General features: G+C 61.4%; 14 protein-coding genes. 8 read left to right on the top strand and 6 right to left on the bottom strand.

The genetic code is table 11. The features are described from left to right. Positions 1 to 14 precede the first annotated feature (14 nt). From AC3WWH_RS01700 to sppA, 3 genes are all read right to left on the bottom strand, one after another. A complete protein-coding gene (locus AC3WWH_RS01700; protein WP_058323665.1) occupies positions 15 to 359 on the bottom strand; it encodes a hypothetical protein in 345 nt (114 codons plus the stop codon). A gap of 97 nt (positions 360 to 456) precedes the next feature. Further along, on the bottom strand, positions 457 to 759 hold the full coding sequence (locus AC3WWH_RS01695) for an integration host factor subunit beta (RefSeq protein ID WP_057247998.1): 303 nt from the start codon (positions 757 to 759) through the stop codon (positions 457 to 459). A gap of 129 nt (positions 760 to 888) precedes the next feature. Then, the gene (gene sppA / locus AC3WWH_RS01690; protein ID WP_058323666.1) at positions 889 to 1,848 is read right to left on the bottom strand and encodes a signal peptide peptidase SppA; all 960 of its coding nucleotides are present in this window, start codon (positions 1,846 to 1,848) and stop codon (positions 889 to 891) included. A gap of 263 nt (positions 1,849 to 2,111) precedes the next feature. Between sppA and lptC the strand changes: the two genes are divergently transcribed. From lptC to ptsN, 6 genes are all read left to right on the top strand, one after another. Beyond that, on the top strand, positions 2,112 to 2,780 hold the full coding sequence (gene lptC, locus AC3WWH_RS01685) for an LPS export ABC transporter periplasmic protein LptC (RefSeq protein WP_057247996.1): 669 nt from the start codon (positions 2,112 to 2,114) through the stop codon (positions 2,778 to 2,780). A 15-nt stretch (positions 2,781 to 2,795) separates the two neighbouring features. Further along, a complete protein-coding gene (locus AC3WWH_RS01680; protein ID WP_058323667.1) occupies positions 2,796 to 3,356 on the top strand; it encodes an LptA/OstA family protein in 561 nt (186 codons plus the stop codon). 12 nt (positions 3,357 to 3,368) lie between these two features. Then, on the top strand, positions 3,369 to 4,187 hold the full coding sequence (lptB, locus tag AC3WWH_RS01675) for an LPS export ABC transporter ATP-binding protein (RefSeq protein WP_057247994.1): 819 nt from the start codon (positions 3,369 to 3,371) through the stop codon (positions 4,185 to 4,187). Positions 4,188 to 4,330: 143 nt separating this feature from the next. Then, positions 4,331 to 5,869: an RNA polymerase factor sigma-54 gene (gene rpoN, locus AC3WWH_RS01670; protein WP_058323668.1), complete on the top strand. Its 1,539-nt coding sequence runs from the start codon at positions 4,331 to 4,333 to the stop codon at positions 5,867 to 5,869. Positions 5,870 to 6,094: 225 nt separating this feature from the next. Further along, positions 6,095 to 6,667, top strand: coding sequence for a ribosome hibernation-promoting factor, HPF/YfiA family (gene hpf / locus AC3WWH_RS01665; protein ID WP_057247992.1), 573 nt, complete (start codon positions 6,095 to 6,097; stop codon positions 6,665 to 6,667). Positions 6,668 to 6,839: 172 nt separating this feature from the next. Then, positions 6,840 to 7,304, top strand: coding sequence for a PTS IIA-like nitrogen regulatory protein PtsN (gene ptsN, locus AC3WWH_RS01660; protein WP_057247991.1), 465 nt, complete (start codon positions 6,840 to 6,842; stop codon positions 7,302 to 7,304). Between the two features lie 42 nt (positions 7,305 to 7,346). On the opposite strand, the gene AC3WWH_RS01655 is transcribed toward ptsN, so the two are convergent. Beyond that, complete coding sequence (locus AC3WWH_RS01655; RefSeq protein ID WP_058323669.1) at positions 7,347 to 8,159, bottom strand: helix-turn-helix transcriptional regulator; 813 nt, start codon at positions 8,157 to 8,159, stop codon at positions 7,347 to 7,349. 151 nt (positions 8,160 to 8,310) lie between these two features. On the opposite strand from AC3WWH_RS01655, the gene AC3WWH_RS01650 reads away from it, so the two are divergent. Both AC3WWH_RS01650 and AC3WWH_RS01645 read left to right on the top strand, forming a co-directional pair. Next, the gene (locus AC3WWH_RS01650; RefSeq protein ID WP_058323670.1) at positions 8,311 to 9,078 is read left to right on the top strand and encodes an SDR family NAD(P)-dependent oxidoreductase; all 768 of its coding nucleotides are present in this window, start codon (positions 8,311 to 8,313) and stop codon (positions 9,076 to 9,078) included. Between the two features lie 11 nt (positions 9,079 to 9,089). After that, on the top strand, positions 9,090 to 10,325 hold the full coding sequence (locus tag AC3WWH_RS01645) for a D-arabinono-1,4-lactone oxidase (protein WP_057247988.1): 1,236 nt from the start codon (positions 9,090 to 9,092) through the stop codon (positions 10,323 to 10,325). A 79-nt stretch (positions 10,326 to 10,404) separates the two neighbouring features. Here the strand turns inward: AC3WWH_RS01645 and grpE are convergent, their stop codons facing one another. Next, positions 10,405 to 11,022 carry a nucleotide exchange factor GrpE gene (grpE, locus tag AC3WWH_RS01640; RefSeq protein WP_057247987.1) on the bottom strand — a complete coding sequence of 206 codons (618 nt, stop codon included), beginning with the start codon at positions 11,020 to 11,022 and terminating at the stop codon, positions 10,405 to 10,407. Between the two features lie 265 nt (positions 11,023 to 11,287). Further along, on the bottom strand, positions 11,288 to 12,367 hold the full coding sequence (hrcA, locus tag AC3WWH_RS01635; protein ID WP_057247986.1) for a heat-inducible transcriptional repressor HrcA: 1,080 nt from the start codon (positions 12,365 to 12,367) through the stop codon (positions 11,288 to 11,290). Between the last annotated feature and the right edge of the window lie 25 nt (positions 12,368 to 12,392).

Raw genomic sequence — 12,392 nt, 5'->3', positions numbered from 1 at the left:
GTCAAGTCAAGCGTTCAGTTCTGAGGGGCAGCCAACGTCGCCTGAGTGGCGAGCTTTTCTGCCTGGCTGCGATGCTTCTCGGCTTCGCGGTGCCACTTCACCGCTTCGTTCGCCTCGGTGCGTGCACGGCGACGGTACTTGCCCTGGCTGAACCAGGTCGCTGCCGCGCCGAGGATCATGCCGACGATGACGGCAAGGAACAGGAAGACGAAGAAGGGCGCGCTGACCGAAAGCACGCTGTCTTCCGGACGGAAAGGGTTCAGTGCCAGCGTCACGCTCTGGCGATTGGCGACGCTGAGAACGATCAGGATCACGCCAACCGGAATGAGAACAACGATATTGATCAGTTTCTTGAACATTCAAGCGCTCCAGCTTGCGAGCGGCCGCGTGGTTTCCGTTGGCCACGCGGGACGACGGGCGTCCATTGCGCCAGGCCGCTGAGACCGAGAAAGACGATCAGTCTTCGTCGTCACCATTCATGCCGGGATTAAGGCGCTCGCGCAATTCCTTGCCGGTTTTGAAGAACGGCACCCACTTTTCCTCGACGAAGACGGAATCGCCGGTGCGCGGGTTGCGCCCGGAACGCGACGGCCGGTTCTTGACGGAGAAGGCACCGAAGCCGCGCAGTTCGACCCGGTTGCCTGACGCGAGCGCGTCCGTGATCTCATCGAGAACCGCATTGACGATGTTTTCGACATCGCGGTGATAGAGATGCGGATTGCGAGCTGCAACAATCTGCACCAGTTCTGACTTGATCACTGTCGCCCCCTCAAATTCTTGTTTGTTTTGCTTTTTCGGTCTGCATTGTGATTGCTGCAAGAATATCGACGACGCTTGCAAAAACGCCGCCAACCCCTCACGGCTCAGGCTGGGTATATGTCGCCTTCCTCATTGGCCATCAACCTGCCAAACCGAAACAAGACCGTCAAGAAACAACTTGTCGCCCGCAATTTTTTCGAAGCCGCTCATTGCCGGAAAAGCGTCATATCCCAACATCTTGATCCAGTTGCCGACCAGCGCGCCGAGGCCAAAAGGCAGGGTCTTGCGCGGTGCTTCCCAATCGACGATCGGCAGGTCCTTCGATACCTTTTTCTCCGTGAGGAAGGCGCGAATTTCGTCCTCGCCGCCAAGCGTGTCGACGAGCTTGGCTTTCAGCGCCTGACGGCCGGTGAAAATGCGGCCGTCAGCGAGCAACAGAGCCTCGGGGCGTTGAAGCTTGCGGCGCTCGGCAACCAGATCGACAAACCAGGCATAGCTGTCATCGATCATCGCCTGGATCATCGCCTTCGCCTCTTCGCTTGCCGGATGGAAGGGCGACGGTTCCGCCTTCAGCGGTCGCGACTTGATCGATTCCAGCGAGACGCCGATCTTGTCCATCAGGTCCTTGATCTGCGGATACTGGAAGATGACGCCGATGGAGCCGGTGATCGAGCTTTCGCCCGCGACGATCGTGTCGCCTGCGAGCGCAATCATGTAACCCGCCGAAGCGGCGAGCGTGCGCACATCGGAGACAACGGGCTTCTTGGCGGCAACCTTGCGGATCGCCTTGTAGATCACTTCGCCGCCATAGGTGGTGCCGCCCGGGGACGAAATGGTGACGACCAGTGCTTTGACGCTGTCGTTGTCGGCGATCTTCTGGAGGCGATCGAGAAGCTCCCGGTCGTCCTGGATCAGACCACTAATGGTGACGCGAGCCACGTGCTGACGAGTGCGGCCGACATCGTCCGCAGCGCCCGACCAGACAAAGATCGCGAGCGCTGCCACAAGAAGCAGCCCCGCCACCACAAAGCGCCAGAAACTGAGTTTCCGGCGCAGGCTGCGGCGATCGGCGATGGCGAGTTCGTCCATGTGGGTTTCTCCCGAATTGTTGGCGCAGCTTCTGTCAGTTTCCGCGGGAACGTGCTATCTGCGCGCGCAGAGGCATATTCCATAAACGCGCTTGGCCACGGTTGAAAGCCGCGGCTGGCGTTTTCGTGCTTCACCCGAGTTTTTTTGCAGCGCCATTGTGCAGCAGCAAAAAATATCCATATTTGCGACGACTTACACCATTGTATGTATATGACCCCTTGATGGGTTCAGCGATAAAAGCAGTAGAACCGACAGGCCCTTTCATGTTGAACCACGCGCCAGCCCCGGGCATTTTTGCCGATACGGGTGAGAGCTCCGCCGACGCCTATGCGCTCGCCGCGAGGCACTCCGTGCGCGTGCGGCGGCTGAAAGTCATCCTGCCCGTGGTCGCCGGTGTCATCGCGGTGATCTTTGCCGCCGTTTCCTTCGTCCGGGCCTTCATGCCCGTCGATCTGCAACTCGAAACGGCGACGATCGAGGACGGCAAGATCGTGATGCAGAATCCGGCCATCTCCGGCCGCAACAAGCAGGGCATCAGCTATTCGATGAAGGCCCAGCGGGCGCTCCAGGACATCGCCAATCCTGACATCATCACGCTGCAGACGATCCATGCGGAAATGCCTATGAAGGATTCGATGGTCGCGACGGTGGACGCCACCAACGGCATCTACGACCGCGGCGCCAATACGCTCGATATGAACGCCCCGTTCACCATTTCCGTCAATAATGGCATCAACGCCGACTTCCAGTCGGCCTATCTGGACATCAATGCCGGCGAGATGGAAACGAAACAGCCCGTTGCGATCAGCATGAAGGGCGGTTCGATCATTGCGCAGACGCTGCGAATGACGGATAAGGGACGTATTGTAATATTTGAGGGCATGGTGAGGGTGAACGTCGAGCCCACCGCCATCCGCAAGAACGCGAAATAGGACCCGGTGCACTCCATGTCGGTCACAACCGCCTCTTTTTTCAAGATTTCCGCCAGCCTGGCGATTGCCGGTGTCAGCGCTTTGATCATTGCCTCCGGCGCTTCTGCACAGGCCACATCCAGCAAGATGAAGGGCCTTGAACTCTCCAACGACAAGCCGATCCAGATCGAGAGCGACAAGCTCGAAATCAAGGATCCGGAGAGCAAGGCGATCTTCACCGGCAACGTCAAGGTCGTGCAGGGCACGACGACGCTGCAGGCCGGCAACATGGTGGTGTACTACAAGTCCGGCGGCGGCTCGGTTTCGAGCGGCGACGCCGACATCGACCGCATCGAGGTCAGCCAGAAGGTTTTCCTGAGCTCGGGCACGCAGCAGGCAACGGCAGACACCGGTTCCTTCGACATGACGAAACAGGTCTTCGTGCTGAAGGGCGAAAAGGTGGTGTTGTCGGAAGGCAAAAACGTCTTCGTCGGCTGCCAGCTCAACGTCCAAATGGAAACCGGGGAGGCTCAGCTCGAAGCCTGCGGCGGCCGCGTGCAGATCCAGCTCGACCCGAAGTCCCGCAAGCAGAACTGACGTAGATCGCTCGTGCACTTTCCCTTCCTTCACAAGCGCAAACGGGTCCGCAAGCCGTCGGCGACAGCTGCGGTCGTTTCCGGACATGCGGTCGACAAGGCGCGTTACGACGGCACGCTGATCGCGCGCGGCCTGACGAAGGCCTATCGCGAGCGCCGCGTCGTCAACGGCGTTTCACTGGTGGTTCGGCGCGGCGAAGCCGTGGGCCTGCTCGGACCGAACGGCGCCGGCAAAACCACCTGCTTCTATATGATCACCGGCCTCGTACCGGTCGACGAAGGCTCGATCGAGATCAATGGCAACGACGTCACGACCATGCCGATGTACCGGCGTGCCCGTCTTGGTGTCGGTTACCTGCCGCAGGAAGCATCGATCTTTCGCGGACTGACGGTCGAGGAAAACATCCGCGCCGTGCTCGAGGTCCATGACAAGAACCTGGAGCGGCGCGAGAGCAAGCTCAACGACCTGCTCGGCGAGTTCAACATCACGCACCTGCGCAAGTCGCCCGCGATTGCCCTTTCGGGCGGCGAGCGGCGGCGTCTCGAAATCGCGCGTGCGCTTGCGACCGATCCGACCTTCATGCTGCTCGACGAGCCCTTTGCCGGTGTCGATCCGATCTCGGTCGCCGATATCCAGGCGCTTGTCCGTCACCTGACCTCGCGCGGCATCGGCGTGCTGATCACCGACCACAACGTCCGCGAGACGCTCGGCCTCATCGACCGCGCCTATATCATCCATGCCGGCGAAGTGCTGACTCATGGTCGCGCCAACGATATCGTCACCAATCCTGACGTGCGCCGGCTCTATCTCGGCGACAATTTCAGCCTTTGAGACCGCTTCGCGGGCGATTCCGCCCGCGACCACGCTTGACCAAACCTTCTCGATAAGCAATTTTTGGGCCAATTGATAAGGGCCACCCCGGCGACCGGAGAAACACCGCGGCCCAGGAGATTTCTCGGGAGTTTCGCGTCAGCATGGCACTGTCCGCCAGCCTTCATCTGCGCCAGTCCCAGTCCCTGGTGATGACGCCACAGCTGATGCAGTCGATCCAGCTGCTGCAGATGACGCATCTCGAACTCAATCAGTTCATCGCCCAGGAAGTCGAAAAGAACCCGCTGCTCGAATTTCAGGCGAATGACGATCTGCCAGGCACGCCGGAGCGCGGCGAGAGCACAGCCGGGGACGAGCCTGCCGGCGACGACTTCGGCGCGCAGGACGATCTCTACGACAGCGCGACATCGCCGACCAGCGAGCGGCTTGGCGAGCAACTCGACGCCGACTTCGCCAATGTCTTTCAGGACGACACGACACCGCAGCGCGCCGATGCCCCGGAACTGCTCGGCCAGTGGAAATCGATGCCCGGCGGCAGTGAAGGCGAAGACTATGACCTCGACGACTTCGTTGCCGGCCGCAAGAGCCTGCGCGAGACGCTCACGGAGCAATTGCCATTTGCGCTGCCCGCCCCCTCGGATCGGCTGATCGCGCAGCACCTTATCGATCAGCTCGACGACGCCGGCTATCTCCAGGCGGACCTTGGCGAAGTCGCCGAACGGCTGGGCGCCGCGCATACGGATGTCGTGCGGGTATTGCTGACGCTGCAGCAGTTCGATCCGCCCGGTGTCTTCGCGCGTTCGCTTGGCGAATGTCTTGCAATCCAGTTGCGCGCCCGCGACCGCCTCGATCCGGCGATGGAGGCACTGCTCGCCAATCTCGAACTGCTGGCGCGGCGCGATTTCGCGACGCTCAAGAAGATCTGCGGCGTCGACGAAGAGGACCTGATCGACATGCTGGCGGAAATCCGCAAGCTCGATCCGAAGCCCGGAACCAGTTTCGAGACCAGCGTCAGCGAGGCGATCGTGCCCGACATCGTCGTGCGGGCCGCGCCCGACGGCTCCTGGATGATCGAACTCAATCCGGACGCCCTGCCGCGCGTGCTGGTCAACCAGGACTATTTCGCCAAGGTCTCGCGCGGGACGCAGAAAAACAGTGCCGACCAAGCCTTCCTCAACGAATGCCTGCAGAACGCCAACTGGCTGACACGCAGCCTCGACCAGCGCGCCCGAACGATCATGAAGGTCGCCACGGAGATCGTTCGCCAGCAGGACGCGTTCCTGGCCAACGGCATCGGTCACCTACGGCCGCTGAACCTCAAGACCGTCGCTGACGCGATCAAGATGCATGAATCGACCGTCAGCCGCGTCACCTCGAACAAATACATGCTGACGCCGCGCGGGCTGTTCGAACTCAAATATTTCTTCACCGTCTCGATCGGCTCGGCCGAGGGCGGCGACAGCCATTCGGCGGAAGCCGTGCGCCACCGGATCCGCGCGATGATCCAGGAGGAAAGCGCCGAAGCGGTGCTTTCCGACGACGATATCGTCGATGTCCTCAAGAAGGCTGGTATCGACCTTGCCCGTCGCACTGTCGCCAAATATCGCGAAGCGATGAGCATCCCCTCCTCCGTACAGCGGCGACGGGAAAAGCGGGCGCTGGCCAAAGCCGCCGGTTTCTGAGCACCGGAAGTTAAGCCGCATTAACTTTTTTGCGACCTTCGATTGACTCTCTCCGACACAGGCGATATGAGCCCGCCGCAATTGCCGGGGACAAGCTCGCCCCGGAAGCGGACCGGTACGACCGGTAGCTGCGACAGAGGCGCGCCCGCAAGCCTGAAAGGCTTGGATGACGGGACCGCTTGGAATAGACTGGCTGCGCAAATCACGAACGAGAGAGGAAACTCCATGAGTGTGCGTGTATCCGGTAAACAGATGGAAATCGGCGATTCGTTTCGAGCTCGCATCGGCGAGCAGATCGAGCAGGCCGTTACCAAATATTTCGACGGAGGATATTCAAGCCAGGTCACTGTGGAAAAATCCGGGCCGCGCTTCAGCGCCGACTGCAAGCTTCATCTCGATACGGGCGTGGTTATGCAGGCGAACGGTCAGGCGAACGACCCACAGGCTGCGTTTGACGCGGCGTCGGATCGCATCGAAAAGCGTCTGCGCCGCTACAAGCGGAAGCTGAAGGATCACCATAACGGCAACGGTACGAATGCTGCCGAAGTGGCTTACACAGTGATGGATTCGGTGCCGTTCGAGGACGATGAGGTCCCCGAGGATTATGCACCGACGATCGTCGCCGAAAGCACGAAACAATTGAGGACGATGTCTGTCGCCAGCGCCGTGATGGCACTCGACATGACCGATGAACCCGTCCTGATGTTCCGTAGCCCCGGCAAGGACGATCTGAATATCGTCTACAGACGCAACGATGGAAATATTGGCTGGATTGACGCTGCCAATATCAAAGCATGAGCGGATAGGGGGGTGCCGGCACGCCGGCACTCCCCGCGCCCAGAATCAGCGGGCAGGCCGGAAAATGTGACTTTTCTGTGCATGGAACCCGCCATGACAAAGATGGTTAGAGCCATTGCGACGCATTTATGATGATGTTGTCCGGCTCTAACCGGCGAACGAGGACAAAAGAATGGCATTGGCAGGTCTACTGCATCAAAATGCGATCATCCCGGCCATGAGGGCCAACTCGAAAAAGCAGCTCCTCCAGGAATTGGCGGCAAAAGCATCAAAGATCACCGGGCTTCCCGAGCGTGAAATCTTCGACGTGATCCTGCAGCGGGAGCGTCTTGGCTCCACCGGTGTCGGCAATGGCATCGCCATCCCGCACGGCAAGCTCAACAATCTTCCCTCGATCATCGGCATCTTCGCGCGACTGGAAACATCTGTCGATTTCGAAGCGCTCGACGACCAGCCGGTCGACCTCGTCTTCCTGCTGCTCGCCCCGGAAGGTGCCGGCGCCGATCACCTCAAGGCCCTGTCGCGCATTGCCCGCGTCCTGCGTGATCAGGACATGGTCGCCAAGATCCGCTCGAGCGATTCCGCCAGCGCGATCTACACGCTGCTCGACGACGACGCGACCTCGCACGCCGCCTGAAAATAGCAACGGCGCGCGTCCGCCGGACGCGCAGTGCCTGCGTCAGTAAAGCTGACGACCGTTCAAATGATCTATGAAAATCCGGAACAAAGCGCCCTGGCTCGAAATGCCGAGCCGGCGATAGATGTTCTTGCGATGGATCCGGACCGTTCCCTCGGCAATGTTCATCACCTTGCCGATCGAAAGGTTGCTGTGTCCCCGAAGGATCAGCCGCACGATGTTGCGCTGCTGCTTCGTCAGCCGGTCTGAACAAAGGCTGTCGAACGCCGCTTCCATTACATTGTCGCCCTCTTCGGAGGGCGGCGGCGCAAAGCTCCGGCCGTGCTGGCGCCAGTTCGAGCGGACCGCCTCGCGCACGATCGGCTCATAGACGCGCAGTCGCTCGAGTTCGGCCTCGCTGAAAGGCTGGCCGCCGCGGCCGCGCATCAGCGAGTAGGTCGCCTGCAGGCCACCGTCGAGCGGAATGACGAAGCCGACCTCCTCCACCAGCACACCCGATTCCATCGATACGCAGGGGTGAACCTCGGCGGACGACGAGAAGTCGGACTGGAAGAATCGGTCCGGCGCGAGTTCTCGCATGCGCCAGAGGCCGGCCGGCTGGCCGGCAGAGCAGGCGACGTAGAAGGGATCGAGCAGATAGGCGCCGCCGAGATAGGCGGAAAGCGCGCTCGCCGATACCTTTGCCGTGTAGCCGTCGTGCAGCACGATCGGCCTGGCATCGTACGGATAGGCAAAGGCGACGGAGAGGTCGAAACTGGTGACCGACCGCAGCATCCGGTCGAGCGCCTGGCCGAAATCCTGCGTGCCGATCAGACCGATCATCGCCGAAATATCAGCGGACTCCCTTGCCAGCATTCCGGTTTCATCCCCCCGCTCCTCGTATCCCCCATGGGATATCGACAGCCCCTGCTTCGTCAACAATAATTCCCCCCGGGAGAGCAACAGGTCGTCGCGAAACGGGTCGCCCTTGGCGAACACTGCGGCGAACGCCGATGAGGAGGGCGCAATGGCAGGCAGGCTTTCAGGCAAGGTGGCGCTGATCAGCGGTGGCGCGGGAGGCTGCGGCCTGGCGGCGGCGGAGCTTTTCGCGCGCGAAGGCGCCAAGGTCGGTATCGTCGACCTGCCGCGCAGCAAGGGCGAAGAGGTCGCGGCATCGATCCGCGCCAATGGCGGCGAGGCGATTTTTGCCCCTGCCGACGTCTCGGTATCCGCAGAAGTGACATCGGCCGTCAAGGCGGTGGAGGCGGCCTTCGGCGCCATCACGGTGCTCTTCAATCACGCCGGCATTCTTGCCGTCGGCCCCTTCCTCGAGGTCGAGGAAGACGAATGGGACCGACTGATGGCGGTCAATGTGCGCAGCATGTTTCTGATGACCAAGGCTGTTTTGCCCGGCATGCTTTCCGCCGGCGGCGGCAGCATCGTCTGCACCTCGTCGATCTCGGCCGTGGCGGCAACGCCGATGGAGGTGCTCTACGACACGACCAAGGGCGCCTGCCACATGTTCGCCCGCGCCATCGCCGTCGAGTTCCGCGACCGCGGCATCCGCTGCAATGCCGTCTGCCCGGGCTTTATCGCCACCGATCATGGCAAGCGCGAGCTCGTCGGCCTCAGCAAATACGGGGTCGACGTTTCGGAGGCGGCCATCGCCGCGCAGCAGGGCCGCATGTGCGACCCGAAAGAGGTGGCGAACGCGGCGCTGTTTCTTTCGAGCGATGAGGCGAGCTTCATCAACGGCACGCATCTGTTCGTCGACAATTGCTTCACTGCGGTTTGAGGGAGGGGAAAATGCTTCAGGCAGGTGGCCACTGGCGCAACTGGGTCGGAAACCAATCATGCATCGTGCGCCATCGCGGCGCGCCGGAGAGCGAGGCAGCCCTTGCCGAAATGGTGCGCGAGGCGACGTCGCAAGGGCTGAACGTGCGCTGCGCCGGCTCCGGCCATTCCTTCACGCCGGTGGCGCTGACCAGCGGGCTGCAGCTGACGCTCTCCAACATGCAGGGTGTCGTCGGCATCGACTACGCGCGCAAGCGCGTCGCGGTGAAGGCGGGTACCACCATCAATCAGCTCGGCAAGGTGCTGAAATCCAACGGCCTGTCGCTGATCAATCAGGGCGACATCGACAGCCAGGCGTTGGCTGGCGCGCTGACGACCGGGACGCATGGGACCGGCGCCAAGCTCGGCAACATGGCCTCGCAGATCGTCGGCATGCGCCTGGTGCAGCCGGATGGGAGCATTCTCGTTGTCGACGAGACGACACCGGATCTGCTCGAGGCGGCGCGGGTATCGGTCGGCATGCTTGGTGTGATCTCGGAGATCACGCTGCAGGCGATGGACAGCTACAATCTGCATGAAAGGCTCTGGCGCTGCACCTTCGACGAAATGATCGAACAGCACGACGAACTGGCCGCCAAACACCGCCACTTCGGCTTTTTCTGGTGCCCAGTGCCCGAGAGCCGGCATTGCTATTGCCTGCCGGACACCGCATCGGTCTCGACCACAGACAGCACCTCCGACGTCTGCGAGATGAAGGTGATCGACATCACCGAGGAAGCACCGACGGAGCGCCGCTTCGAGAAGATCGCATATTCCTCCGAGATCTATCCGATCGAATACGTGCCGAATTTCCACGAACTCGAATATGCGGTGCCCGTCGCCCACGGCAAGGATGCGGTGAAGGCGGTGCGCAAGCTGATGCTGGAAAAGCACCCGACCTGCATCTATCCGATCGAGTACCGTTTCACCGCCGGAGACACCGGCTGGATCAGCCCCTTCTTCGAGCAGGACTCGATCACGCTCTCGGTCTCGGGCGAGCCGGGAACCGATTATTGGGACTACCTGAGGGATGTCGATACGATCCTGCGGCAGTACGGCTCACGGCCGCATTGGGGCAAGCTGCATTTCCTCGGCGCCGAGGATGTGACGGCGCTCTATCCCCGTGCAGGCGATTTCCGGGCGCTGAGGGCCAAGGTCGATCCGGAGGGCCGCTTCCTCAACGATCACCTGCACCAGCTTTTCGGATAGCGTTTGCGGCTGACGCCGCTCAAAACAAAAACGCCGCGCGAACTTCGCGCGGCGTTTCTTTAAACTCTGATCAGTTGGATCAGGCAGTCGGTGCGTCACCGTTTTCGCCGGCCACGACCTTCGGTCCGCCCTTGGAGACGCCGACCATGGCCGGACGCAGAACACGGTCACCGATCACGTAGCCGGCTTGAACGACCTGCAACACGGTGTTGTTCGGCACGTCCGCATTGGGAATCTCGAACATTGCCTGATGGAAGTTCGGGTCGAACTTCTGGCCTTCCGGCTCAAGCTTCTTGACGCCGTGGCGCTCAAGCGCTGAAAGCATCGAGCGCTCGGTCATTTCCACGCCCTCGATCAGGGCGGTGAGGCCAGCCTCGCCTGCTTCCCTGGCCTCTGCCGGAATGGCATCGAGGGCGCGGCGCAGGTTATCCGAAACGGCGAGCATGTCGCGGGCGAAGCCGGCGACGGAATAGGACTTCGCATCCTTCACGTCGCGTTCGGTCCGGCGGCGCAGGTTGTCCATCTCGGCGGCAAGTCGAAGGTACTTGTCACGCAGCTCGGCGCTCTCGGCCCTGGCGAGCTCCAACGGATCGGGCTCGGCAACCGGCGCAGCTTCAGCGGCGTCGGCAGCATCGGGCGCAGCATCGAATACCTCGTCGGTGGCCTCGGGTCCGTGCTTGTTCGTATCGTCGGTCATGACGTTCTCCGCAGTGTCGTCTCTATCGTCCTTCGCATTTCCACGCCGCAAGCGCGAGCCTGCGTGTCAGCAAAAATGCCCTGTGACTGGATTTGAAGCCGATATCGAGGTTTGGGGCCGAAAAATCAAGGGTTCAATCGCGCTCCTACAGCGCCGCGCGACTTATCAGACGCGCAAAGGTTGCTGTAACACTTTGATTTGCTGCATGTCTTTGTCCTTAATCGAGGTCGATCTAAGGAGACATGCAGCGACTAAAAGCCCGCCTTTAGCGGGAAAGCCTCGACATCAGCTGCGCGGTATAATCGACCATCGGCACGATGCGGGAGTAGTTGAGCCGCGTCGGCCCGATGACACCGACCGCGCCGACGATGCGATCCTCGCCATCGCGATAGGGCGCGACGATCAGCGACGAGCCGGAGAGCGAGAAGAGCTTGTTTTCCGAGCCGATGAAGATCCGGACGCCCGGACCGCTCTCGGCAAGATCGAGCAGCTCGATCAGGCTGTCCTTCTTTTCGAGGTCGTCGAAGAGCATGCGCAGCCGATCGATATCTTCGGCCCCCTCCAGTCCTTCGAGCAGATTGGCCCGCCCGCGCACGATCAACCGCGCCGGCTTCTCGTCGCCTTCATTGCCCGACCAGATGGCGAGACCGCGCTCGACGAGGTCTTGCGACAGCGCGTCGAGTTCGCCGCGCACCGTCTGCTTCACCGTTTCAAGCTGGGTGCGCACCTCGCCGATCGTCTGGCCGGCAAGATGGGCGTTAAGGAAATTCGCGGCTTCAGTGAGCTGCGAGCTGGTAACCCCGGCGGGTAGTTCGATGATGCGGTTTTCCACCTGGTCGTGCTCGCCGACGAGAACGGCCAGCGCCTTGGTCGGCGCCAGGCGAATGAACTCGACATGCTTCAGTACGGGATCGGCCTTGGCGGTGATGACGAGGCCGGCCCCGCGTGACATGCCTGACAGCATCTGGCTGGCTTCGGTCAGCAGCGCATCGACCGGCTGCATATGATCATCGCGCCGCACCTGACGGTCGATCGACGCCCGGTCCTCGACCGAGAGATTGCCGACCTGCATGAAGGCATCGACGAAGAAGCGCAGCCCCGTCTGGGTGGGCAGACGGCCAGCGCTGACATGCGGCGAGTAGATGAGACCGAGATCTTCGAGATCGCTCATCACATTGCGAACGGAAGCGGGAGAGAGCGACATCGGCAGGAGCCGCGACAGATTGCGCGAGCCGAGCGGCTCGCCGCTCGTCAGATAGGTTTCCACGATGCGACGGAAAATTTCGCCCGAGCGCTCATCCAGCGCGGCTGCGATTTCCTTTGCTCCGGGATTGCGCAGTACCATGTCACTCCACACTCGCAGGCACATC

This window comes from Ensifer sp. EB106-03-01-XG145 (genome assembly GCF_058792075.1).
The sequence above is the reverse complement of the archived record's forward strand: the minus strand, read 5'-3'. Positions and strand labels throughout refer to the sequence as shown.